Below are 25,292 nucleotides of genomic sequence, written 5' to 3'. Positions count from 1 at the left end.
ATCAGTGCTAGATGCTGATATTAAAAATAAATAAGGTAATAGAGATACTTATTAAGAACATCTATATTCATAAAAAGACATCTTGCCCTTATAAATTGAATATCAATTAGAGCGAGATACCTTGCTCATGAGCAATTTGTGCAATCAGTGCATAAGCAATACTGCCTTTTGACGGTATTTTTGGCAAATCTGACAGGTCAAAGAAATCGGCATGTGACAGCTCATCTTCTTGTATGACGATGTCACCACCAGCATGCGATGCTCTAAAGCCGAGCATTAAATTAGATGGAAACGGCCAAGGTTGACTGCTGACATAGCGAATATCTTTAAGGCTAATATTTACCTCTTCGGCCACTTCGCGTACCACCGCATGCTCTAAGCTTTCACCGACTTCTACAAAACCGGCAATCAAGCCATATTGTAGCGCTTGTTGAGGCGTTTTTTGCTGCCCATAACGGTGGTGGTGCGCCAGTAAAATTTGCATTTCACCCGTTTGCGGATTCGGTCGAGTAATGGCGGTAATGATACACGGCTGCACTCGCGGATACTGGCGTAAGCGGCAAACTTGGCAGAGCATCGCACGCTCACCACCTGTGGCATGCACCACTGGAGCTGCGCAGCGACTACAAAACTGCGTATCTGCTTGCCAACGAAGCAGCTGTATGGCTTGGCTCAGTTGGTCGGATAACGCGAACGGCAGCTGCGTGATAAGCAAGCGATAAGCAATAAAAGCGCAAGTATCGGTGTCTGGACTAATTTTCTCGTCGCTATTACTTGTTAAATCGTTATTCTTTAGAGCGTTGCTTTCTATATCATGACTTTCAAAAATTCTAGGTAAATCGATATGATGAGCTATGGCATAGTCATAAGTAATAGCAATGGCCGCTTGTGATGTAAAAGTATAGGTAGTCTCAGTTTCAAAATCAGCCAAACTATCTGTATCTGTACTATCAATGCTACGGGTGCTGCTTTTTACATCATCATTAGGTAACCAATGAGTCGGCGCTAAGCTTTCAAGTAATGTGACTCGCCCAACTTGATAGGCTGGCTGCGTGTCATGAATGTCATGAGTATTTAACGCTGTATCATTAACCGAATCTGGTAACTGAACCTGTATAGGCAACCAGCCATTGGGGGTTTGACGACATAAAACCGTTTCGTCACGAAGTATAAAGGCGTGGGTCATAGGATAAGTTTCCAAACAATCAAAGACAGACTCATATCCGCATCGATAGGAGTCTGTTTAAAATGGGCAGTGAAATGATAACTCAGTAAGTAAATGAGCAATCTACCTACCTACTAACCTAGCAATTAGGCAGCAAGCAGTTGGCTTAAGCTTTGTTGCCCAACATCTAGCGCTTGTTTACTCACGGGGCGATTGTTCTCAAAGCCATCTAAATGATGGTCGACGGCCATAATGACATCGGCAATATAAGCCAAGGTGCCATCATCAATCCGTGTGCCAATATCAATACGCTGCTGCAAATAACTTGCTAATTGGCTGAGCATACTAGCAGGGGTGGGCAATTGTAAAAAGCGCACCGCACCTGATACTTGACGTAGCATTTCAGGGATATTTTGAATGTTCAATACATCACGCTCAGGCTCAGCCAAATAGTCATTGATGGCTTGTTCGGCACTAGCAATGGCGGTACGGCTTTCTTGTATCAGCGTATCATAAGCGGTATTCAGCTGATGTAATGAGATATGTGGATTATTCAAAGGCAAATAAATTGCCCCTGGGGTGTGCATTTCTGCCATGGCGATAGTAGCATTTTCAGCGTGCATCAATGCCAATAATAAATGGTCGAAATCTTCTGGAGTAGGCGCGCGCCATTTGCTCACGGCATCTGCTGCAGTACTCAAGCTGTTTGCGGCATTTGCTAAGCCCAATAATCGGAACGCTGAACTTAGTTCGGTCAGCTGCTCAGTGATTTGTGAGGTTTGCATATCCACAGGATTGATGGAGTCGCCGCGTGCGTAGCTATCGACATTTTCTTTAATGGTATTGATTTGTGCCTGAATAATAGTGTTTAAAGTGTCCGTTAATGCACGATTAGGACCAAATAAAAAGCGAGCCATTTGCTCAAGTTGCGGTGTTTCTAGCTGATTGGCAGCATATTGTTCACGCAGTATTTTGGCCTCTGCCGTATCGCGCTGGCAAGCAAAGCTGACCAAGTCTGCAAAGCGTGTGTCCATTACAGGCAGATAGCTTTGGAACTGCTGCTCTAAATAAATAAGCGTGTGTTTTTGGCTTAAGTTCAGCGGTAAAATGCTGGCAATATCCGCCACGGCGGCAGTTGCCGCTTGCCAAAACAAACGGTTAGAGTTTGCGGCTATCAAAGCGCAAGCTGCTGACATCGCATCGAGTTTTTTCTGCTCATCGTCGCTCACGTTGCCATCTTGATTTAACAAAGCAACACCAAGTCCACTACGATAAGCGTAAGTCAATAATTCGCTATCAAGATTGAGCTCGTGAAGCGGTTGAAAATTGTTTTCAGGATTGGCAATGATGACGCTACTGCTACCAAAAGTGGAAAAATAATCGGCAGCGATCGGTGCTTCTTGCCCGTGAGCATTGAGCTTATTAATAATAGACAGTAGTAAAGTTGGCTCTACTGACTCAGTCAATAAGACAAACTCAATATAACGATCGAGTGTCATAATGGCTTCTGATAAGTCCATAATCAAAGCCGTATTGCTATTATCACCGCTGTCATAAAGTTGCTGTAAACCATGGACGATTGCGTTATTGAGCGCCTCTGCGCCTGCCAAAGCAATCAGCTCAAAAATACAAGACAGCTGTTTTAACACAATAATAGAATCTAATAATAAAGGTGCTTGGCTACTATCATCATTAAATTCGCCCAGATGAATTTCAGTGTCTTTTAAGATGACTTTAATTTCATCGTGCAATAAATGCAGTGATGGAAGGTTAAAATCAGTCACACTCAAGGTTGGGGCGGTTAATTTCATTTGCGTAGAATGGTTCATAGTTGTTTTTTTCCATGACGTACTGATGAAAATAGCAATGGTTTATGATCAATTAAAAATAATATGAATAAGGTTTTAACGCTTATTGTCATAATAATCAAGAGTAACTTACTTAACCGCCAGTATAAGAGGTTATTTTAATAAAAAAAGCGATTTCAATGCTGGTGATTATAACGGCTACATTTTATCTTTAAGCGCAGGATAATCCTCAGCAAGTGCCGCATACCAGCTTTGATTGGCGCTCTCATTGCTGCTTGACGTCATTAATAAACTGGCCAAATCAGCAAAGCTTGCATGGGCGGTATGTCCGCCATCGGCTTGGGTGTCGTCCTCGATAGCAAGGGTGACTTGGCCGCCGGTCATTGCCAAATAAACTTCAGCCAAAATCTCTGAGTCAAGTAATGCCCCGTGGAAAGTACGGTCTTGCTTACCGACATCTAGGCGGCGCACGAGGGCATCTAGAGTGTTTTTTTGCCCCGGATATTGCTGCTTGGCCATGACCAGCGAGTCGGTCACTTGGACGCGCTGTGCAAAGTCATGCATGCCAACTTTGGCGAACTCCATATTTAAGAAGTTCATATCAAAGGTGGCATTATGAGCGATGATTTCGGCACCGTCCATAAAGTCATACAGCGCCTGAGCGACTTGATCGAAGGTTGGCTTATCGGTTAAAAATGCCTCAGAGATACCATGAATGCGAATAACTTCTTCATCCATACCGCGCTGCGGGTTGATATAGACGTGGAGCTTTTCGCCGGTAAATTTACGCCCAACCATCTCTACAATACCAACTTCAATAATACGGTCACCCTTCATTGGGTCAAGACCTGTAGTCTCGGTATCCATAATAAGCTGGCGGTCAGATTCATGACGATGGATAGGTTTGGGTAGCAGCGGTATAAAATACGGATTGGCACGGCTGGTATCACCATCAAATTTTGGCGTATCGGCTTCGCTACTGGTCTCTATATCAGCTGTTATATCTGCTATTTGGTTATTTGTGCTGGTGTCTGGCATCACTGTATCGCTTATTGTTTTGGTAGCATGGTGCTCATTGCTATTTTCTGCAGCTAAAGCATCTGTAGTTATCATCGTATCATGATGGTTTTGACTGTCTGTTTGACTGTCTAATAACTCCGCATCAAGCTCATCATCCATCATATCAAACCCTAACGGATCAAATTTTAGCCAATCATCGCTAGCGTTCTGGGTATTATCGGTCACTATTTGCTCTTTTTTTTTAGCAGTCTCTTGTGAATTGAGTATGGCAGTATTTTCACTGCTAGAGGTCACGCCTAAATTTGCTAGCTCATCTGCTTTTTCATTGCCTGCGTGTCCGGCGTGACCTTTGACCCAATGCCAATCAACATCACGTTGCTGGCATAGCTCGTCTAGTCGCTGCCAAAGGTCTTGATTGGCGACGGGTTTTTTACTTGCCGTTTTCCAGCCTCTTTTTTTCCAACCTTCAATCCACTCGGTAATGCCTTTTTTGACATAGCTTGAATCTGTCCAAATTTCAAGGTTGTGCTCATGCGGACTGTGGGTCAGTGCTTGTATCGCGCCCATCAGCTCCATGCGATTATTGGTCGTTTCTTTATCACCACCATATAAATCCTGTGTGCACCCATCACTGAATATCAGGTGCGCGCCCCAGCCGCCAGCACCCGGATTGCCTTTACACGCACCGTCAGTATAAGCAACTGTCGTATTAGGTTTCGCGGCCAACGGGTTTATGGCGTTACTCGTATTAAATGACTGCGCTGAAGTAGAAGTGTCTGACATAAAAGCGTATTGACCTAATAAATGGTAAACGTGGAGCAGGGAGGTTTCGGTAGTGCTATTTTACACCCGCTAGCACGCTATATTTTAGGTTTGAGTATAGCAAATCTAGCCCAGCTATGGGCAGCTGCCATGCACAAAATCGTAAAAGCACAGATGATAGTAGTGATGATAATAGTAACGCGGTGGTTTTCTGTTAAAATGGCTGCGATTGTAGTGCGATGGCACGATTTAATTGTTTTTAATAGTCATACGCTCGATAACAGCTTTTTATATGCAAATGCAGGATAACCCTATGATGTCCGTACGCTCAAACGTGTTTTATAAAACATTGACGCCTTTGATGGTCGCTATCACAGCAAGTAGTGCGCTGTTTTTGAGTGCTTGCAATAATAGCAATACGCAAGCCGATACTAAACAGATAGAAACGACAGCGGATTTATCCATATTTGAAGGCTGCTACACTGTCAGCCATGACGAGCCTGCACAAATAAAGGTCAGCCAAGAAGGTGGCGCGTGGGTGATGCAAATGAAAGAGCCGGCAAGCGCCAAGCGCGTTTGGGATGATGCTGAGCCGTTAGAGGTGATCGAAAATAGCGACATAGCGACATATTTCTCTATCGACCCTGAAAATGTCGATGCGGTCATCGGTCGTCCAGACAGAGTGCTGGTACTGGCGCATGTGAAGCCTGTCTATGCCAATATTGACCCACTACTTGATAGTGAGTATTTATCCTACATTTATCGAGGTGCCAATACCATTTACCGTGTCGAGTGTGACGATGTTAATACGGATATTTTAGCCAATCCTCATTCAAACATTGTGATTGATAATGTGAATGAGAGTAGCTAGTAAAGCTATAGAGAACCCTTTATATAAATAGCCCTTTATCGGGTATTATAATAAGCGAAGAAAGTTACCTATAAACAATCAAAGCTTTCTGTAATCAACAAATACGTCATTAGAGTCAAGCAATATGAATTTTTTTAGTTATGTGGTGTTAGGCGGATTTTCTTATGCGGCGGGTTGGGCAGTCAGAACCTATATTCTAGATAAACAGCCTAAACCTGCACAGCCTTATAATCTTAAGCATCCAGCAATCTTAGCGTATCTTGGCGGGTTTTTTATTATTATGCTGATTGTTTCATGGCTTATCGGTCGCTATTTGCTTGGACACGTTGCCGTAGACTTGCCTTTTATTATTATTAACAGCTTAGTGGCTACCTTTGTGTATTCATTTGGTTTGAATCCAGAAAAAGCCAATTATGAAGTGCCGGATTAACCTATATAGATAAATGGCTCGTGATTGATAAAAAAGCCACGGCTGATAACTTACTTATCGGTCGTGGCTTTTTAGAATGCTCATTTGAGGAATCTAACTTGCAAATAGTTAAGTGTTTTTCTTTAAATTGGTTTCAGTTTTGACAGTTGATTCGCTTTTCTTCCACGTTTGATATTTTTGCAAATCCTTTTCGATAAGTTTTAGGCAAAAGGTGAGTACCAGCGCATCGTCTATATGACCGATAAAAGGAATGAAATCTGGAATGATATCAATCGGGTTGAGAGTATAAAGTAGCCCAACGACGCCCGCTGAAATGGTCTTGTAAGGAATGTCGCGATAATTGCCTTTGTAATAATCTTTAAGCAAACTCATAAAAAGCATCAAATCTTTGGTGAAGCGCTCAAGATGGCTACTATCTTTTAGCTTTTCTTGCAGTTTTTCTTCTTCATTAATGAGATATTCTAAATCGGCATCCAATATCTCATCTTTTTTTTGCTTATCAGTCGCTTTGTCAGCCATTATTATTATCCTTATTTAAGCGCAATCGGTATTCTCATACTACAACAAAGTCGTGGCGTGCGCCAATATTGCGTATTATTAATAGCTTTAATTAGATTATGTTTTTAGTCTATAGAGTAGCGAAAAAGTAAATACGGGCAAAGTTTAGGCAACTATTATAGCCAATAAAGCGTCTACAATATGCTGCTGTGGTGTTTAAGTAAGTAGGTTGCAGAATTGCCAAGATAAAGAAAGATGGTTAAAAAATATATCAAAATAAAAAAGATAAGGTAGCAGCGAGATATGGGTGCCAAGAGTCAGTTATTAAAAGATAATATAAGTAAGAATGGTCATACAGCGAGTGAAACTATCTCTGGGCTTAATCGTCGCCAGTTTTTACGTCAAGTAGGAATCAGTGCGGGGGCAGGATTATTAGTAACCCAAAGCATGACTCAGGCGCTGGCTTCTAGTAGTATTGAACAAGATAATAGTACAAAACTTACCAAAGATGATCTGCCAACGGCATTGATGGATGAGAGCCTGCCATTACAAGAAGCAGCGCCCGAAACATTACAGGCGCAAACGAGCTGTATCATACCAAATGTTGAAACGCGGCTTTTTGCCAGCTCCAATGTCGGTGGTAGTAATGAGCGCAATCAATTGGCGTTAGATCGTTTGGCTTGTGCGGGTTTTAAGGTGGATAATCCTGCGATTACCACTCGGCAGTATCTGCGTTTTGCAGGTACCGATTCACAGCGAGCCAGTGACTTGCAAAATATTGCGACGGGAGCAATCGCTGCACCCAGATTACTGCTTGGCGTACGCGGTGGCTATGGTGCTGTGCGTCTATTGCCGATGGTTGATTGGTCGACGCTTGGGCGCATTATGAAAGAGCGGGGCACGATACTCGCAGGTTTTAGTGATGTTACAGCCATCCAGTGCGCGCTATTGGCAAAAGGAAACATGAGCTCGCTTGCCGCACCGATGCTTTATAGTGAGTTTGGTAAGATCAAACCCAATCGAGTCAGTTGCCGACAGTTTGCGGAAGCATTAACCAATCCTAATTTGGCTATCAATATAGCAGATGCCTCGTTAACGAGTCAGAATTTACCGAGTATTTTGACAAAAGCTGAGCCTAAAACGATAACTGGCACTATTTGGGGTGGCAATCTGAGTGTGGTATCCGCGCTAGCAGGTAGTGAGTATTTACCACGTATTGACGGCGGTATTGTATTTTTAGAAGATGTGGGCGAGCAAGCCTATCGTATTGAGCGCATGCTGTATGATTTGTATCTAGGAGGCGCGTTTAAAGGTCAGCAAGCAATCGTATTTGGCGCATTATCGAGTACAGGTGAGGACAGTTATGACAAGCGTTATGATGTCGCCACGGTGGTTCGTCAATTGCATAAGCTGACAGGATTGCCTATTTATAGCGGCATGAGCTTTGGTCATATTGGACAAAAACACAGCTTTCCACTGGGGGCAAGGTGTCAAATTAGCCCCAATGCAATCGGCGGCTACCAATTAACATTTACGGATTATCCAACAATTAAAGCTGATGCGATTCATGTCGAAGGGTTGTGGCAATAAAATTTAGGTCTATAAAGTTTTTTTGCTGTGATAAATTTTCTTTGCTTGCTGTGTAACTTCGCCACTTCAGAGTCTGCAGAGAACATATCACAGCAGCAACCTATTACTTTCAAAAGGCATCTGCTATAAAGTTAAATCGCTAAGCGCGAAAACTTATCTTGATACTCTTTCGGGGTCAGCTCAGTGGCACGCTTAAAAAGCCGAGTGAATGATGAGATATCATCGTAGCCAACTTGCTCCGCCAACGATTTTATCGTGACATTTCCTGACTCTAATAAACGTTTTGCCTGTTCAATTCTGACCGCTTGAATATATTCGATCGGACGCATAGCGACAGACGACTGAAAGCGTCTGTTTAAAGTGCGCGGGGTGATATTAATCATCGCAGCCAAAGTGCTCACTTGAATAGGACTTTTAAATTTTTCCTCGATAAACTCTTGCACTTGCTTGACCAGCGGGTCTGAATGCGGCTTATGTAAGGTCACATTGGTATAACTGTTTTGATTGCCTCGTTTACTATCAATAATCTGAGTTTTTGCCACTTGAGTAGAAATCTCGCGCCCGCAATAGCGCTCGATTAGTAATAATCCCAAGTCATAAAAGGCGCTACCGCCCGCTGCACAAAATATATTGCCTGATTGGTCTTTTGACTGGCTTTTTGAGTGAGTGACAAATTGGTTCTCTTGCAAATCAACCAGTGGAAAGTCTGCCTTAAATTTACTCGCATAGCCCCAATGGGTCGTCGCTATCTTATGATCTAACAAACCTGCCTTTGCCAAAAAGAAAGCGCCGCTACAGTTGCTGGCAATATCCGCTTTGGTGTTTGCCAGCCGCTTTATATGAACAATTAATTCCCTGTTTTGACTTAATACTTTATCGATCGAATCCCCAATCGTTGGGATTAATAATAAGTCGCACTCTGTCACTTCCTGAATATCGCAATGCGCTTGCATGATTAAGCGGTTGCTGCATCTGATGTCAACACCACCTAGGCTGGCGATTTGTACATTAAACCTCGGCTCTACTGCCTCATTTAAAAATCGTTGCCAACTGACGCCAGTAAATGAAAATAAATCTAGCGCTCCTGTCAAAGCGCTGCCAAGTACGCCATCGAAACCGACAATGATGACTTTAAAGGGTTTAAAGTAGGGCATAGTTGTGTGATTTCCTTTAGAAACATTTTAAAAATAGTATTTTCCAACTACGTTTTTCTAATTAAATGTAATTATGCTTGTCTTATTTGACCATAATTATGTCATAAATGACAATACGGCAAGGCGATGAATTAGATTAATATCAATGCATAACTAAATTTAATGAGAATACTATGGCAGCAGATACGCTTATCAATGACTTTGAATTACCGTTTCAATTATATGATGTATTAGGCATTGAACATTTAAACGAGCATCCGAAGTTTGCAGAACACAGCCGCGAAACCTTCGATGCGGTATTAGACACCGCCAATAAAATCGCGACCAATTTATTCTTGCCTCATAACCATGTGGCGGATAAGAACGAGCCACAGTTCGATGGCAAAAAAGTCAGCATGATAAGTGACGTAAAAGTTGCCTTTGATGCGTTCCGCGAGTCGGGCTTCATCGCGGGTCGTTATAGCTTTGACGATGGTGGCATGCAATTACCCGAAACGGTTATGACCGCTGTGGCAGGCTATTTTATGGCAGCCAATCCATCGACCACTGCTTATCCATTTTTAACCACGGCGGCGATTAATGTTATCTCACATTTCGCCAGTGATGAGATTAAAAATGCCTTTATGCCGCGTATGCTGACGGGTGAATTTACGGGCACCATGGCGTTAACCGAACCACATGCTGGCTCGTCGCTTGCCGATATCAAAACCACGGCAGTAAAGCAAGACGACGGCAGCTATCGCGTAAAAGGCAGCAAGATTTATATTTCAGCAGGCGATCACGAATTGTCTGACAATATCGTGCATTTGGTCTTAGCTAAAGTGCCGGGTGGTCCTGGCGGTGTCAAAGGTATTTCTTTATTTGCTGTGCCGAAGTATCGTCTGAATGACGATTTATCGGTTGGCGAGCGCAATGACGTGCATTTAACCGGACTCATTCATAAGCTTGGCTATAGAGGCGCGACTTCTACAACATTAAGCTTTGGTGATGCAGGTGAATGTCACGGCTATCTTATAGGCGAAGAGCATTTTGGTTTGCGCTACATGTTCAAAATGATGAACGAAGCACGCATTGCCGTTGGCTTTGGCGCAGCGATGATTGGCTATCGCGGTTATCAGTATTCGTTAGATTATGCCAAAGACAGAATGCAAGGCAGAATCGCGCCTAATAATAAGCCTGAAGATGCGGCAACGGCAATTATTAATCATGGTGATGTCAAGCGTATGCTACTGGCGCAAAAAGCCTATACCGAAGGCGGTATTTCACTGTGTTTATATGGCTCAAACCTCATTGACCGTATTAATACTTGTGAAGAGGCTGCATTGAAAAATGAGCTTTCAGAATTGCTGGATTTATTAACCCCAGTGTTAAAAGCATGGCCGTCTGAATTTGGGCCTAAAGCCAATGATTTGGGTATTCAAGTATTGGGCGGCGCAGGCTATACACGTGAATATCAGGCCGAGCAATTTTGGCGTGACAATCGTCTGAATCCTATCCATGAAGGCACAAATGGCGTGCAAGCGTTAGATTTGTCATTTCGTAAGTTATGGCAAAACAAGGGTCTTGGTATTCAAGTTCTAAAACGTGAAATCACGCAGGATTTAGAAAATATTAGTACACCAGAAACTGCCAAACTGGCGGGTAAATTGATGCCTTATATGGGTCATCTGCATGAAGTATTGGTACGCTTAAGCAAGGTTTTACAAACAGAAAAAGCCATTACGCTGACCGGTAATGCGCAAGCACTGATGAATATCTTTGCCTCCATCGTGGTGAGTTGGATTTGGATACGCCAAGCGAGTAAGGCTGAGCAATTGCTAAGCGAAATTAACGACAGCTCAACGCAGGATGTTGAAAAGCAAAACTTCTATCATGGCAAAATACAAGTGGCAAAATACTTTATCGATTGGGAATTACCGTTAATCAATCGCGATATTGCTTTGTTAAATAACGACAATGCGGTATGTACAGATATGCAGGCAGCGTGGTTCTAAGTAATTTTGAACCCTATTTGATATTAATAACGGATAAAATTTTAAAGGAATAAATGATGACCGCGATAAATAAGCAGTGGCGCCTCAAAGCAAGACCAGTTGGCGAGCCAATCGCTGAGACTTGGGATTATACCGAAACAGAAGTACCAACTATTACGGATGGTCAGTTACTGATAAAGATTGAGTATATCTCGATAGATCCGGCGATGCGTGGTTGGTTAAATGATGCTAAGTCTTACATTGCACCGGTACAGATTGGTGATGTCATGCGAGCTGGTACTGTCGGCAAAGTCATCGAAAGTAAGCATGAGAAGTTTGCCATCGGCGATTATGTCGTAGGTCATAACGGCGTGCAGTCCTATGCAGTCAGTGATGGTACTGGACTACACAAAATCGATCCAAGCCTTGCGCCATTGTCTTATTACTTGGGTGTGCTTGGCATGCCGGGTATGACGGGCTACTTTGGTTTATTAAAAACGGGCGAGCCAAAAGCTGGCGAGACGGTCGTTGTTTCTGGCGCTGCCGGTGCTGTTGGTGGTTTGGTTGGGCAAATTGCCAAAATTAAAGGCTGCCGCGTGGTTGGTATCGCGGGTGGTGCTGAGAAATGTAAATTCTTAGTCGATGAGCTAGGTTTTGATGCGGCAATCGACTATAAGAATGAGAATGTAAAAAAAGCGTTAAAAGAAACCTGTCCAAACGGCGTCGATGTCTATTTTGACAACGTCGGCGGCGATATTTTAAATGACGTGCTGACACAAATTAACCTGCATGCGCGTATTGTGATTTGCGGTGCGATTAGCCAATATAACAACACCACAGAAGCAAAAGGTCCATCAAACTATTTGTCTCTATTAGTCAATCGTGCACGAATGGAAGGTATTGTCGTCTTCGATAATATCAAAGAGTATCCGACGGCAATGAAAGACATTGCTGGCTGGATTCAATCAGGTGATATTAAAGTAAAAGATCATATCGTTGCAGGTATCGAGACATTCCCTGAGACGTTGATGATGCTCTTTAAAGGTGAAAACTTCGGCAAACTGGTACTTAAGGTAGAGGGATAAATCATGACACTGAATACAAATGGAATTGCATCAGACGTAACGGGTAAACGCATCTTAATCACAGGCGGTGCATCAGGTATCGGTGCAGCAAGTGCGTTATTGTTAGCCAGTCGCGGTGCGAAAGTCGTTATCGGTGATATGGCAGAAGAGATGGGTGCTGCTGTTGCTAAGCAAGCACAAGATGCTGGCAACAGCATCGTCTTTAAAAAGGTCGATGTGACCAGTGGCGATGAAGTGCGCGTCTTATTTGCCTTTGCTATGAAAGAGCTTGGTGGTCTTGATGTCGTGGTAAATAATGCGGGTATTGACCATCAGCCTGCACCGATGCATGAATTAAGTGATGATGATTTTGATCGTAATATCGCCGTTAACTTAAAAGGTGTTTGGCATTGTATGCGTGCGGCAGTTACTTGTATGGCGCCCAATGGCGGCGGCCATGTGATTAATATAGCGTCTATCGCAGGCCTGCGTTCAGCGCCGTTGCTGTCAGCATATAGTGCTGCTAAGCATGGCGTGATGGGTCTGACCAAATCTGCTGCCCATGAATATGCTCGCGTCAATATTCGCTTTAATGCCGTGTGCCCAAGCTTTATCGATACGCCAATGGTGCGTAATACCATGGCTAATATGGACGAGCGCGCCCAGCAAGCGACGATAAAAGCCAGTCCACTACGCCGTTTGGGTGAAGTTGATGAGGTATCGGGCGCGATTGCATGGCTTGCGAGTGATGAAAGCAGCTTTATGAATGGTCATGCCTTTACCCTTGATGGCGGTATGCTGGCTTAACATCAAAAGTATTTATTAAAATATTTAAAAATATAAGGAATAATGATGAAAGATTTATTTGATTTAACGGGTAAGATTGCTTTGGTTACGGGTGCGAGCCGCGGTATTGGCGAATCTATCGCCCGCTTATTGGCGTCAAGAGGCGCGCATGTAATTGTCTCTAGCCGTAAGATTGATGCTTGCCAAGCGGTCGCGGATAGCATCATCGATGATGGTCATAAAGCCAGCGCTTTTGCCTGTCATGTGGGCGAGATGGATCAAATTGATGCTATTTTTGAGCACATCAAAAGCGAATTTGGTCAAATCGATATCTTAGTGAACAATGCTGCAGCAAATCCTTATTACGGTCATATTTTAGATACTGATTTAGCAGCTTTTGATAAAACGGTCGAAGTCAATATTCGTGGTTATTTCTTTATGTCGATGGCAGCGGGAAAAATGATGCGCGAACAGGGCGGTGGGGTGATTTTAAATACCGCATCGGTCAATGGCTTGGTCGCGGGTGACAAGCAAGGAATCTACTCAATCACTAAAGCGGCGGTTATTAGCATGACCAAAGCTTTTGCCAAAGAATGTGGTCCATTAAACATTCGCGTCAACGCCTTATTGCCAGGTTTAACCGATACTAAGTTTGCCTCTGCTTTAACGACCAATGACAAAGTCTTAAAAATGGCGCTGCATGCAATCCCGTTGGGGCGTGTTGCCCATCCTGATGAAATGGCGGGCACGGTATTGTATTTGGTGTCTGACGCATCAAGTTATACCACTGGCGCAACGATAGTCGTTGACGGCGGCATGTTGGCGTAATTTATACTATGTCAGATGAATTGCTAGAGCCGCATGTCAATAAATAGCATGCGGTTTTTATTTGATTGTATATAGGTAATAATGATAAATAGTATAAGGATTCAAAAGCAATGTTAAATATGCGAGTATTAATGGATTGCGATTGGCTGCGATAAATTTGTGAGCTTGCGCCGTTATTACTATATTTGGAAAACTTCTACCTGTTGCCTTGTAACTTTTTAAAGTGCCCAAAATATAGATAATGCTTTATCATTTATCTTACCTATTAACGATATAGAAAAGCATTTTATGATTTTTATCAGTAATACCATCATCCTTAATGACAATGAAGTAGAAATTAGCGCGATACGTGCGCAGGGCGCTGGAGGGCAAAATGTCAATAAAGTCTCTTCTGCGATTCATTTGCGCTTTGATATTCATGCTTCGAGCTTGAGCGATGTCATTAAACAGCGTTTATTGGACAGTAAAGACAATCGAATCACTAAAGAAGGCGTACTAATTATTAAGGCGCAGCAATTTCGTACCCAAGAACGTAATCGAATTGATGCCTTGGAGCGGCTGCAAAGCTTTATTATCAAATCAACTCATGTCAATAAAACCCGCAAAGCTACCAAACCTAGCAGAAATGCCAAACGTAAACGCGTTGATGCAAAGACCCAGCGCGGTAAAACCAAAGCCTTACGCGGTAAGGTAGATTTTTAAATAGGTTTCTTTTTTGATACTTTTAAATAAAGCAAGCAGCAAAATGCCAGCCCCTTTAAGTGGCTGGCATTTTTTATAGCCTTATTTATTATCAGACTTCTCTAATTAACCGAGTCTTTTGCTTAACCAAGTCTTCTGCTTAATTCAGGAAAACGCTTTATCATAAATAACATCAAGAGCAGCGACACACTGGCGATAGCTGCGCCAACATAGCCGACGCTTGATATTGAAATATGCGTCACTGCATAACCACCAAACAGCGCACCTGCACCAATCCCTAAGTTAATGATGCCTGAGAACATTGACATCAACATGTCTTGCGCCGTGACATCAACCATGATGACTTTGGCTTGCATGGAGATAATCAGCAGCATAAGCGCCGCGCCCCAAAGTAACGCAATCAAGCTCAGCGCCCAGATGGATGTCACGGCAAATAGCAGCACTAGCATAGATAGCAGCATTAATATTATCGATATCAGCATCAATCTGGTATTAAAACGATCACCCCAACGACTGAATATCACACTGCCTGCAATCCCTGCCACTCCAAATAATAGCAAGACGACAGTCGCGGCGTTTTCACTGATTGCACCGACTTGCCGCATAAAAGGCTCTATATAAGAATAAGCGGTATAGTGAGCGGTAAAGACCAGTAAAATAAGTAAATACAAACAGACCAACAAGGGATTTTTGAGCAATTCTGGAATTTTTCTAAATGAGCCTTCAAACATGCTAGGCAATGTTGGCAACAGTCTCATTTGCAGTACAAATACGACAAAAGCAATTGCCCCAATACCACCAAAGGTTGCCCGCCAGCCAAACCATTGACCAACTAAGCGCCCTAGTGGCACGCCAAGTACCATTGCCAATGAGGTACCGGTCGCGAGTACACTAAGCGCCAGTGCTTTTTTGCCTTCCGGTGCCACGCGTATCGCAATCGCGGCGGTGATGGACCAAAATATCGCGTGTGATAGCGCAATACCAACGCGGCTAATCAGCAATACATCAAAACTCCAAGCAAATACTGACAAGGCGTGGCTGGCAATAAAAACCACAAACAAGCCTAAGAGTAAGCTTTTACGCTCAAAGCGACTGGTGAGCAGCATCAATGGTAGTGACATGGCTGCGACAATCCACGCATACAGCGTCAACATCCAGCCAGTCTCAGCCGTAGTGATGGAAAAATCTTGGGCGATGTCACTTAATAGGGCAACGGGGACAAATTCGGTGGTATTCATAATAAAGGCGCTGACGCCCATCAAAAATACTTGGAAATACTGAGTTCGGCGAGCATTTGAGCTCACCTCAAGGTTATGTTTCATATGATCCAATACAAATAAAGAGGGCGCTAACAAATAACGTTAGCTGAAAAATAATTCATGAGTTTAAGAATAACGGCGGCATAGGTCGTAATGATGAAAAAGAGGAGGGCAAGATAGCAAATTAGTTGCGGTATCTCAGAGCCTATCATCAGACCCTACTATTTTATCAGGAATTGAGGGTATTTTTTGTAGGAGAGTCTTTAAAATTGGCGACTGAATAATTAAGTGGACTTTCAAATTCATGATTAAGTAAAACCGATAATGGTAGCAGTGTCAGTTACATAGTGCTTATGGTGAGGTATCGCTATTTAAGCTTGAATATAGGTATGATGACGCCATAGGCTAGGAATACCTGATAATGTGATTTTAAAGAGTTATTGATATTTTACTAAGATGGAATAAAAGAAAAGCAATCTATGAAAACAGACACCAATAAACCGCTGGCCTTTAGAAGATATCCTTCAACGACGGCGCTGCAATGTTTTGAAACCGCTGCCCGTCATTTGAGTTTTACCAATGCGGCGCAAGAGATGCACATGACTCAAAGCGCCATCAGTAAGCAAGTGGCGCAGTTAGAGGAGATGCTAAACCTATCTTTGTTTTATCGGACGCCGCATCGGATTTCACTGACCCCTGCTGGTAAAGTATATTATCTTGAAGTTTTAGAGATTTTAAAACATATCGAGGTAGCAACCACCAATTTGATGTCGCATAGCAGTAATACTGAGCTGCTAAAAATCGTCTCGCATCCGACATTTTGTGCCCGTTGGTTGATTCCCGCACTGAGTGGCTTTAGTCAAGAATATCCCCTTATTAACTTAGATATTAAAGAGTTGGCGGGGCCATTTTTTTCTGAAGACCAAAATGTCGATATTGCTTTTTTATATGGTGATGGTATGTGGAGCAATATGGAAGCTATAAAACTGTTCGATGAATACTGCGTTGCGGTCTGTCAGCCGCAGTATTTACAAGGTAATACGCTAAGTAGTGAGTGTTTGGATGACCATGTGTTATTGCAAATAAGCTCGCGCTTAAGTGCGTGGTATGAGTACTTTAAGCAACAAGATATCAGCGTCGATGGCACCTTTGTAGGTCCACGTTTTGAGACTTTTCATGCCTGCGTTTCTGCCGCCTTACTTGGCTATGGCATTGCCTTGGTGCCGTTACGTTTGGTTGAGCCCGAGCTACAATCAGGCGCTTTAGTGATGGCGTGGGATTATGCAGCAAAGGGTCGCGGCGGCTATTATGTGACTTATCCTGTCTCTTCAGGACAATCGCATAAGGTAAAAGCAGTTTTAGAATGGATTACGGCTTATTTGGCAATCTCAGATGAGCGTGAAAAGGCGTTAGGATTGGTTTTATAATGTCACTTACGTTTATTTATGATCTAAAGTATTTGTCTATAGCACTGGTCTTGTGAATTCTATCTTGCAAAGTTGTTTGCTGTAAGGATTTAATAAGCTAAACAAAAAAACTGCCTTAATACGCAGTTTTTTTGTTTTTTAAAGGATTCGTTTAGGGAGCTAATTTACTGGTAATGACAAAAAGGAATGCCACCACAACTATTATTCGTTTGCTGCTGGAATGATGTTTTGTTGAAATGAGTCTAACTCAAGGAAGAGATAGAGATTCATCATGGACAAGCTTTATAACGTGACCGATGCCTTTACGATGGTGCATCCGCTCACACTCATCAAAGGAAAAAACGCCAGAGTTTGGGACGACAATGACCGCAGTTATATCGATTTTGTTGGCGGAATTGGTGTTTTAAACTTTGGTCACTGCAATTCTCACATTGTTGACGCCATCATTCATCAAGCCCAGTCGCTGATTCACTATGCCTACAATGCGGCAGCGCATCAGCCGTATCAAACCTTTATGCCGCGGTTGTGTGAGCTTGTACCCATCAGCGGTGAGCTGGCAGGCATGCTAACCAACTGCGGCGCAGAAGCAACCGAAAACGCCATCAAGATAGCACGCATGAAAACGGGTCGCACAGGCGTTATTGCATTTGATGGCGGCTTTCATGGGCGCACACTGGCTGCCGTCAATCTCAATGGTAAGGTCGCGCCTTATAAGCGCGGGCTCGGCGCGTTGGCCAGCGGCGTTTATCACATTCCTTTTCCTAGTCCTGATAACAATATCAGCGACGAGCAAGCGATTGACGCGCTCCAGCGTTTATTTGTGGTAGAAACCGATATCGATAATATCGGTGCCATCATCGTCGAACCTGTACAAGGGGAAGGCGGTTTTCAGTTGTTGTCGCCCACCTTTGCGCAGTATCTACGTAAGTTTTGTGATGAGCAGGGCATGTTACTTATCATGGATGAAATCCAATCTGGTTATGGTCGTACTGGTACGCCGTTTGCTTTTACCCATTTAGGCATTGAGCCTGATCTTATCTTACTTGGCAAGAGTATTGCGGGTGGCTTGCCTTTAGGTGCAGTCATCGGCAAGGCTAGTGTGGTCAACGGTCTACCCAAAGGCAGCTTGGGTGGTACCTATTCCGGAAATCCAGTCGCCTGCGCTGCTGCCAATGCCACGCTCGATATCATGGAAGCCGATGACGTTTGGCAGTCAGCCAAACATTATGCCCAGACGATTGAAACGACCATTAGCCAATGGCAGCAAGAAGGTATCTCGCCTTGGTTGTTTGGTCTTACGGGTATCGGTGCGATGCGCGGTATTGAGCTGCGTCATCCTGAGCACGATGTGCATCCAAGTGTCATGGCGCAAGTATTAACCAAAGCGCGTGAGCGTGGTCTACTGCTGATGCCAAGTGGGCAACATCGCCATATCATCCGCTTATTGCCACCACTCACAATAGAGCCTGACACCCTCAAAGAAGGATTGGATATTCTAAAAGAAGTGCTCATCGCACTTCCTTATGGATTACCTGTCGTTTAATGCTTAGGCATGTTTAGGAATATTTAAGAGTGCTTAGGATAGATAGCGCATCTTCATAACCAAATGCTCGAAATAAAACACTTATTGTTAAGCTAAAAATTTATTAACTCTATTACAAGGATGTTTATTTGTGAAAAATAGTAGCGTCAGTCCAGATAAGGATTTTATCTGCAGCGATGATATCCGCCATGATTTTTCTATGGCCATGTCAGCCATGTACCAAAACGAGGTGCCGCTGTACGGCGATTTGGTCGATTTGGTCAGCGATGTCAATGCCGAGGTGTTGACCACACATCCCGATATCAAATCACAGCTGCTGCATACGGGCGAGATTGAGCGTCTGAGCATGGAGCGCCACGGGGCGATTCGACTGGGTACCGCAGCAGAGCTGAGCATGTTGCGCCGTCTCTTTGCCGTGATGGGTATGCACCCTGTTGGCTACTACGATTTAGCCCCTGCTGGCGTACCAGTACATTCAACAGCCTTTCGTGCGCTTGACTCCCATTCATTGCATAAAAGTCCCTTTCGCGTCTTTACCTCGTTATTGCGTTTAGATTTGATTGCCGATGAGACCTTACAACAAGAAGCCACGGCCACATTGGCGCAGCGTCAGATATTCACTACTGGCGTCATTGAGCTTATTGAGGTTTTCGAGGCGCAAGGTGGCTTGACCACTGAGCAAGCAGATCAGTTTATCCAAGAAGCGATAGAGACATTTCGTTGGCATGATAAAACGCCGGTGGCAAAAGCGCTCTATCAGCGTCTATTAAATCAGCATCCACTTGTCGCTGATGTGGTCGGCTTTAAGGGTCCGCATATCAATCATTTAACGCCTCGAACCTTGGATATTGATGCGGTACAACAAGGAATGCAAGCACGCGACATACCTTCAAAAGCCATCATCGAAGGGCCGCCACGTAGAGCTTGTCCTATATTATTAAGGCAAACCAGTTTTAAGGCGCTACAAGAAGCGGTTGGCTTTAAAGTTGCTAATAACTCAGACGCTAGCCATGAAGAGTACGAGCAAGGGCACCATACCGCGCGCTTTGGAGAGATTGAACAACGCGGTGTGGCGTTAACGCAAAAGGGCCGCGCGCTTTATGATGAATTATTGGCCGCAGCTCGCCGCCAGCTTGGTGCTACCCCAAATGAGGACAATGCGGCTCAGTATAATCAAATTTTAACCAAGGTATTTACCGCTTTTCCTGATGATTATCAAACTCTACACGATGAGGGGCTGGCGTATTTTTATTACCAGCTGACGGACAGCACCCTTGATTCTGAAGATGGTCAAGCATTATTGGCCGCTACCTTAACCAATGATGATTTGAATAAAGTGACTAATGCTAAGCTGACTGCTCTGATTAATGATGAAGTGCTTCGCATTGAACCTATCGTTTATGAGGATTTTTTGCCCGTTAGTGCCGCTGGTATCTTTCAATCGAATCTGCAAGAGGCGCAGCCAAGCCAATATGATGGTTACTCAAGCCAACAAGAGTTTGAACGTGATTTGGGCGCCGCCATTTATGATGAGATGGCATTGTATGAAGCGATGCAGGCGCAAAGCCTTGAGCAGTGCCTGTCTAGTGTCAATATTTAGTAAAATTTAGGCTAGAAATGTCTAGCGTATAGCCGACTTATTAGCACGTCATTCCAAAAAGGAATGGCTGCAAGAAATTTATTATTTTGCAACTTAGTAGGTAGCAGGGTAATTTTATAAGTCAGTCAAGGACGTAGTAAACCATTATACCAATATGCAAGGGATTGATTATGATTAAGCAATATATGTCTGCAATGGGCGTAGAAGAAGCACACTATCAAAATGGCGACTTTGAAGTCACCACCCCAATTGATGGCTCAGTCATCGGTAAAGTCACGCTAGATACAGTCGCCGACGTCGATACTAAAATCCAAAATGCCAAACAAGCCTTCCAAGAATGGCGTGTCGTTCCTGCCCCTAAACGTGGTGAGCTGATTCGTCTATTGGGTGAAGTCCTGCGTGAGCACAAAGAAGACTTAGGTATCTTAGTATCGCTAGAAGCCGGAAAAATCAAAGAAGAAGGCCTTGGCGAAGTACAAGAAATGATTGATATCTGTGACTTTGCCGTGGGCGTATCGCGCCAGCTTTATGGTCTAACCATTGCCTCAGAACGCCCAGGTCACCATATGCGTGAGACATGGCATCCACTGGGTGTCATCGGCGTCATCTCTGCTTTTAACTTCCCCGTTGCGGTTTGGTCTTGGAATACGGCACTGGCCATCGTCTGTGGCAACCCTGTCATCTGGAAACCTTCAGAAAAAACCCCACTCGTCGCCTTAGCGTGCCAAGCGTTATTTGAAAAAGCGTTGGCAAAATTTGGTGAGGCACCAGCACATTTATCGCAAATCATATTGGGCAAAACCGATATCGGTAATGCGTTGGTTGAAAATAAAGACATCGCTTTGGTCAGTGCCACCGGCAGTACACGCATGGGCCGAGAAGTAGGACCAAAAGTCGCTGAGCGTTTTGGTAAATGCTTGCTTGAGCTTGGTGGCAATAATGCCATGATTTTGGCACCAACGGCGGACTTGGATTTGGCGCTACGTGGCATTCTATTCTCAGCAGTAGGAACGGCAGGGCAGCGTTGTACCACCTTACGCCGTCTATTCGTTCATGAGTCGGTCAAAGACGATATCTTACCGCGCGTGAAGTCTGCTTACGAGACCGTGAGCATCGGTCATCCGCTAGAAGGCAATTTGGTCGGTCCCCTAATCGATGAAGACAGCTTTAATAATATGCAAACGGCGTTAGAAAAAGCCCGCAATACTGGCGGTAAAGTCACGGGCGGCGAACGTGTATTAATGGATAAATTCCCTGACGCTTATTATGTGACCCCTGCGATTGTTGAGCTTGATGAGCAAAATGATGTGGCACGTAGTGAGACGTTTGCGCCGATTTTATATGTCATGCCTTATAAGGAGTTCGACGATGCGCTAGAGATGCAAAACGATGTGCCACAAGGACTGTCTTCTTGTATCTTTACCAATGACTTACGTGAAGCTGAAACGTTCCTCAGCGACCGCGGTAGTGATTGCGGTATCGCCAACGTCAACATCGGTACCAGTGGCGCTGAAATTGGCGGTGCATTCGGCGGCGAAAAAGAAACAGGCGGTGGTCGTGAATCAGGTTCAGATGCATGGAAAGCTTATATGCGTCGTCAGACCAATACAGTCAACTATTCAACCGAGCTGCCACTAGCGCAAGGCATCAACTTTGGCTAATAAGAATGTGACGTGATGTGACGCTTGTTAAGTAGGCTCAGCGCCTATTTAACAAGCCAAGTATCAGTTATTTTGGTAGCCAATTATTAAGTATTTATCGTTTTAGTATGAAAGCCTGCGGAAGTGATGAATAACTATTCATGATTTCAAAAACAGGCTTTTTTACTCCCTTTTTAGTACTATTTTCAGCGTTTTTTTAGCATTATTAGCAGCCATGGATTGGTTGTTCCCACTACTGTTATATCTATGACAACAGTATCCACTACTAAGGAAGGTAGGTGTCTTATGATGGATGATAAACCTTATGACGAAGCTAAAGATGGCTACGGTCCGTCTTCTAGTTTTTTATTAGATATTGCACCTCTGGTGTTGACTGCCATTATTCTGATGGTTCAGTTTTTTGTATTCAAAGATTTTACCCCTCACATTCCCTTAGCTTGCGGTCTTTTAATCACAGGCTTGTTTATGAAGCTGCGTGGCCGTGATTGGGACGGCATGGAACAACGCTTTTTAAAGGTTGTCAAAATTGGTCTACCGGCCATGATTATCTTGATGGGCGTTGGTATGCTCATCGGGGCTTGGATTATCGCTGGTACCGTTCCTACGATTTTATACTACGGTTTTAGCGTTTTTTCTCCTTCATCATTTTTAGTCTCTGTTTGTCTTATCTGTGCCATTATTTCTGTCGCAACCGGTACCTCTTGGGGCACGGTTGGTACAGTCGGTCTTGCTATGATGGGGATTGGGCTAGGCTTGGGAATCCCGCCGTCACTAACGGGCGGCGCTATCGTTTCTGGTGCTTTTTTTGGCGACAAAATGTCTCCTTTATCTGATACCACCAACTTAACGCCAGCAGCGGCTGGTGTTGAGCTTTGGGATCATATTCGCGGCATGTTGCCAACGACTGTACCTGCCATGGTGACTGCATTAATTATCTACGCTTGGATTGGGATGGGTTACGGTGCAGAAAATGTCGATTTATCTTCGATCAAAGAAATTCAAACCTCACTAGCGGCCAACTATAACTTGAGCGTGATTACTTTATTACCTGCTGTAGTCGTTGTCATTGCGGCGGTAATGAAAATGCCTGCTATTCCAACGGTATTATCAGGTGTAGTAGTTGCAGGCTTAGTTGCGTTCTTTATGCAAGGCGTGGGTGTTCACGATATCTTTAACGTCCTACAAAATGGCTTTGTCAGTGAGACAGGCTTTGCTGTCGTCGACCAACTGCTGTCTAAAGGCGGCGTTATGTCAATGACTTGGGTTGTGACCTTGACCATCTTTGCCTTAGCCTTCGTTGGTGCCATTGAGCATTACGGTACGCTCAAAGCCATAATGGCGAAAATTAATAAGATGGTGAAATCAAGATTTGGCCTAGTAATTACCACTTATCTCAGCACTCTTGGTGTTGGTACGCTCATCGGTGACGTCTATACCACACTGGTATTGCCAGGCCGTCTACTCAAAGACAAATATCAAGAAATGGGCTATAAGCGCACGACGCTTACCCGTTCTATCGAAGATACCGGCACCCTGTTATCTCCTCTGATTCCTTGGAACATGGGTGGTAGTTTCGTTGCGGCAACCCTAGGTATTGCGACCCTTACTTATGCGCCATTTGCCTTTGCCTGCTGGTTATCGCCGCTATTTGGCTTGCTATGGGTATTCTTAGATAAATTTATTCCCCGTGAAGAACCTATTGTTAATAACGACACAAGCACGCTCTCCACTGTAGACAACGTGTAATTTAGAAGGAATATAAGATGTTGCAAGAGCAATGTTTGTGGAATATGACCGCACCTATTATTGATACCTATAGCCAGATGAATAGCGATACTGAAGCGACTATCTGTATCATAGGTGGTGGTTATACAGGGTTATCGGCTGCGATTCATTTGGCAGAAAAAGGTGTCAAAGTTATCCTCTTAGAGAGCCATACGATAGGCAGTGGCGGCTCAGGAAAAAGCGTAGGGCTCGTCAATGCAGGTACTTGGGCGCGCCCTGATGATTTGAATATTGCTCTAGGTGAAGCAGCAGGTGAGCGTCTGACAGAAGCCCTTGGACAAGCGCCAAGCTTAGTGTTTGATTTAATCAAGCGTTATAATATCGATGCCCAAGCCACCCAAGCCGGTAATATCCATATGGCACATAACGCTAAAGGTGAAGTCGATGTCGATATTAGATACGAGCAGCTTAGCCGTCGCGGTGCGAATGTTGAGGTATTAACTGGCAGTAAATGCCATGAGTATTGTGGTACCAAGAATATCAATAAGGCACTACTCGATCACCGTGCTGGTACCATAAACCCGCTGGCTTATGTGAGAGGGCTGGCCAAAGTAGCAAAAGATCTTGGCGTCACTATCTATGAGCATTCCGCTGTTGAAGCATTAGAAAAGGTGGATGGCTATTGGTATGCAAGGACTTCTAAAGCGCGCGTGAAATCTGAGCGCGTCATTATTGCAACCAACGCTTATACCGAAGGCGAATGGACAGAAATTAAAAAGACATTTTATCTGGTTTATTATTATCAGATTGCATCTGAGCCGCTCAGCGGAGAGGCGGCAGATCGGATTTTGCCATACAAAACAGGGGCGTGGGATACACGCTTGGCCTTGTCTAGCTTTCGCCGTGATGACGATGATCGCCTGTTATTGGGAACGGTGGGTGGTACACAGCTTAAACCAAAATCCTTTTATCAATCATGGGCCAATGCGGTGCAAAAAAGCTATTATCCAGATTTGCCAGCATTTAAGTGGCAGTATGAATGGACTGGTAGCTTTGGCTTTACGCAAGATCACATTTTTCGAGTCATGGAGCCCGCTGAGGGTTTGCTGACCGCAACAGCTTATAACGGTCGCGGCATTACGACAGGTACGCTAATGGGTAAATGCTTTGCAGATTATATAATGACGGGTAATAGAGAGAGTATTCCCTTACCGTTTAAGACCTTAGAAGAGGCAAAAGTCTCTTTTGGAAGCGTTAAGTCAGGCTTTACTGAGTTGGGACTGACTTTATATCATGCGGGTCAATGCTTGAGAATCATTGGGTAGGAAAGTTGGGTAGGGAATAAGAACACGCCCTATTCTGAGGAGAATGCTGAACTTTGCCTAAACCGCTGAATAGGTTTAGGCAGTATTTTTCTCTAAATTGA

At 44.0% G+C, this 25,292-nt stretch carries 21 protein-coding genes; 15 read left to right on the top strand and 6 right to left on the bottom strand.

The genetic code is table 11. The annotated features are described in order from the left end of the window. Nucleotides 1-106: 106 nt before the first annotated feature. The 3 genes from nudC to dnaQ all read right to left on the bottom strand — a co-directional run bounded on the left by nudC (nt 107) and on the right by dnaQ (nt 4,776). On the bottom strand, nt 107-1,186 hold the full coding sequence (gene nudC / locus FHS24_RS03325) for an NAD(+) diphosphatase (protein WP_183618659.1): 1,080 nt from the start codon (nt 1,184-1,186) through the stop codon (nt 107-109). A 125-nt stretch (nt 1,187-1,311) separates the two neighbouring features. Beyond that, the gene (locus tag FHS24_RS03320; RefSeq protein WP_183618657.1) at nt 1,312-2,994 is read right to left on the bottom strand and encodes a hypothetical protein; all 1,683 of its coding nucleotides are present in this window, start codon (nt 2,992-2,994) and stop codon (nt 1,312-1,314) included. A 177-nt stretch (nt 2,995-3,171) separates the two neighbouring features. After that, complete coding sequence (dnaQ, locus tag FHS24_RS03315; protein WP_183618655.1) at nt 3,172-4,776, bottom strand: DNA polymerase III subunit epsilon; 1,605 nt, start codon at nt 4,774-4,776, stop codon at nt 3,172-3,174. Nucleotides 4,777-4,797: 21 nt separating this feature from the next. Here dnaQ and FHS24_RS03310 point away from each other — a divergent pair, with 21 nt between their 5' ends. The 3 genes from FHS24_RS03310 (at nt 4,798) to FHS24_RS03300 (ending at nt 6,056) form a co-directional block, all read left to right on the top strand. Next, nucleotides 4,798-5,064, top strand: coding sequence for a hypothetical protein (locus FHS24_RS03310; RefSeq protein WP_183618653.1), 267 nt, complete (start codon nt 4,798-4,800; stop codon nt 5,062-5,064). 4 nt (nt 5,065-5,068) lie between these two features. Beyond that, a complete protein-coding gene (locus FHS24_RS03305; RefSeq protein ID WP_183618651.1) occupies nt 5,069-5,626 on the top strand; it encodes a hypothetical protein in 558 nt (185 codons plus the stop codon). Between the two features lie 124 nt (nt 5,627-5,750). Then, entirely contained in the window at nt 5,751-6,056 is a 306-nt protein-coding gene (locus FHS24_RS03300; RefSeq protein WP_183618649.1) for a hypothetical protein, read from the top strand. A gap of 108 nt (nt 6,057-6,164) precedes the next feature. Here the strand turns inward: FHS24_RS03300 and FHS24_RS03295 are convergent, their stop codons facing one another. Next, a complete protein-coding gene (locus tag FHS24_RS03295; protein WP_183618647.1) occupies nt 6,165-6,575 on the bottom strand; it encodes a YkvA family protein in 411 nt (136 codons plus the stop codon). Between the two features lie 282 nt (nt 6,576-6,857). Between FHS24_RS03295 and FHS24_RS03290 the strand changes: the two genes are divergently transcribed. After that, on the top strand, nt 6,858-8,144 hold the full coding sequence (locus tag FHS24_RS03290; protein WP_183618645.1) for an LD-carboxypeptidase: 1,287 nt from the start codon (nt 6,858-6,860) through the stop codon (nt 8,142-8,144). A 131-nt stretch (nt 8,145-8,275) separates the two neighbouring features. Here the strand turns inward: FHS24_RS03290 and FHS24_RS03285 are convergent, their stop codons facing one another. After that, nucleotides 8,276-9,298, bottom strand: a complete 1,023-nt coding sequence (locus FHS24_RS03285; RefSeq protein WP_183618641.1) for a GlxA family transcriptional regulator — start codon at nt 9,296-9,298, stop codon at nt 8,276-8,278. Nucleotides 9,299-9,471: 173 nt separating this feature from the next. Between FHS24_RS03285 and FHS24_RS03280 the strand changes: the two genes are divergently transcribed. The 5 genes from FHS24_RS03280 to arfB all read left to right on the top strand — a co-directional run bounded on the left by FHS24_RS03280 (nt 9,472) and on the right by arfB (nt 14,651). Continuing rightward, complete coding sequence (locus tag FHS24_RS03280) at nt 9,472-11,292, top strand: acyl-CoA dehydrogenase (RefSeq protein ID WP_183618640.1); 1,821 nt, start codon at nt 9,472-9,474, stop codon at nt 11,290-11,292. A gap of 56 nt (nt 11,293-11,348) precedes the next feature. Further along, nucleotides 11,349-12,356 (top strand): NADP-dependent oxidoreductase, encoded by a 1,008-nt coding sequence (locus tag FHS24_RS03275; protein WP_183618639.1) that lies wholly within the window; start codon nt 11,349-11,351, stop codon nt 12,354-12,356. Nucleotides 12,357-12,359: 3 nt separating this feature from the next. Continuing rightward, complete coding sequence (locus tag FHS24_RS03270) at nt 12,360-13,142, top strand: SDR family NAD(P)-dependent oxidoreductase (protein WP_183618637.1); 783 nt, start codon at nt 12,360-12,362, stop codon at nt 13,140-13,142. Nucleotides 13,143-13,184: 42 nt separating this feature from the next. After that, nucleotides 13,185-13,949 carry an SDR family oxidoreductase gene (locus FHS24_RS03265; protein ID WP_233449076.1) on the top strand — a complete coding sequence of 255 codons (765 nt, stop codon included), beginning with the start codon at nt 13,185-13,187 and terminating at the stop codon, nt 13,947-13,949. Between the two features lie 288 nt (nt 13,950-14,237). Further along, the gene (gene arfB, locus FHS24_RS03260) at nt 14,238-14,651 is read left to right on the top strand and encodes an alternative ribosome rescue aminoacyl-tRNA hydrolase ArfB (RefSeq protein WP_183618633.1); all 414 of its coding nucleotides are present in this window, start codon (nt 14,238-14,240) and stop codon (nt 14,649-14,651) included. Between the two features lie 122 nt (nt 14,652-14,773). Here the strand turns inward: arfB and FHS24_RS03255 are convergent, their stop codons facing one another. Next, a complete protein-coding gene (locus tag FHS24_RS03255; protein WP_183618631.1) occupies nt 14,774-15,973 on the bottom strand; it encodes a sugar transporter in 1,200 nt (399 codons plus the stop codon). Between the two features lie 416 nt (nt 15,974-16,389). On the opposite strand from FHS24_RS03255, the gene FHS24_RS03250 reads away from it, so the two are divergent. From FHS24_RS03250 to amaA, 6 genes are all read left to right on the top strand, one after another. Continuing rightward, a complete protein-coding gene (locus FHS24_RS03250) occupies nt 16,390-17,337 on the top strand; it encodes a LysR substrate-binding domain-containing protein (protein ID WP_183618629.1) in 948 nt (315 codons plus the stop codon). 271 nt (nt 17,338-17,608) lie between these two features. Continuing rightward, nucleotides 17,609-18,880, top strand: coding sequence for a 2-aminoadipate transaminase (locus FHS24_RS03245; RefSeq protein ID WP_183618627.1), 1,272 nt, complete (start codon nt 17,609-17,611; stop codon nt 18,878-18,880). Nucleotides 18,881-19,079: 199 nt separating this feature from the next. Continuing rightward, nucleotides 19,080-20,480: a 2-oxoadipate dioxygenase/decarboxylase HglS gene (gene hglS, locus FHS24_RS03240; RefSeq protein ID WP_221185010.1), complete on the top strand. Its 1,401-nt coding sequence runs from the start codon at nt 19,080-19,082 to the stop codon at nt 20,478-20,480. A 170-nt stretch (nt 20,481-20,650) separates the two neighbouring features. After that, nucleotides 20,651-22,141, top strand: a complete 1,491-nt coding sequence (gene amaB, locus FHS24_RS03235) for an L-piperidine-6-carboxylate dehydrogenase (protein WP_183618622.1) — start codon at nt 20,651-20,653, stop codon at nt 22,139-22,141. A 285-nt stretch (nt 22,142-22,426) separates the two neighbouring features. After that, entirely contained in the window at nt 22,427-23,887 is a 1,461-nt protein-coding gene (gene nhaC / locus FHS24_RS03230; RefSeq protein WP_183618620.1) for a Na+/H+ antiporter NhaC, read from the top strand. A gap of 17 nt (nt 23,888-23,904) precedes the next feature. Beyond that, nucleotides 23,905-25,191, top strand: coding sequence for an L-pipecolate oxidase (gene amaA, locus FHS24_RS03225; RefSeq protein ID WP_183618618.1), 1,287 nt, complete (start codon nt 23,905-23,907; stop codon nt 25,189-25,191). Nucleotides 25,192-25,292: the final 101 nt, after the last annotated feature.

This window comes from Psychrobacter luti, from assembly GCF_014192115.1.
Lineage (GTDB): Bacteria > Pseudomonadota > Gammaproteobacteria > Pseudomonadales > Moraxellaceae > Psychrobacter > Psychrobacter luti.
This window is presented reverse-complemented; position numbering and strand designations above follow the sequence as displayed.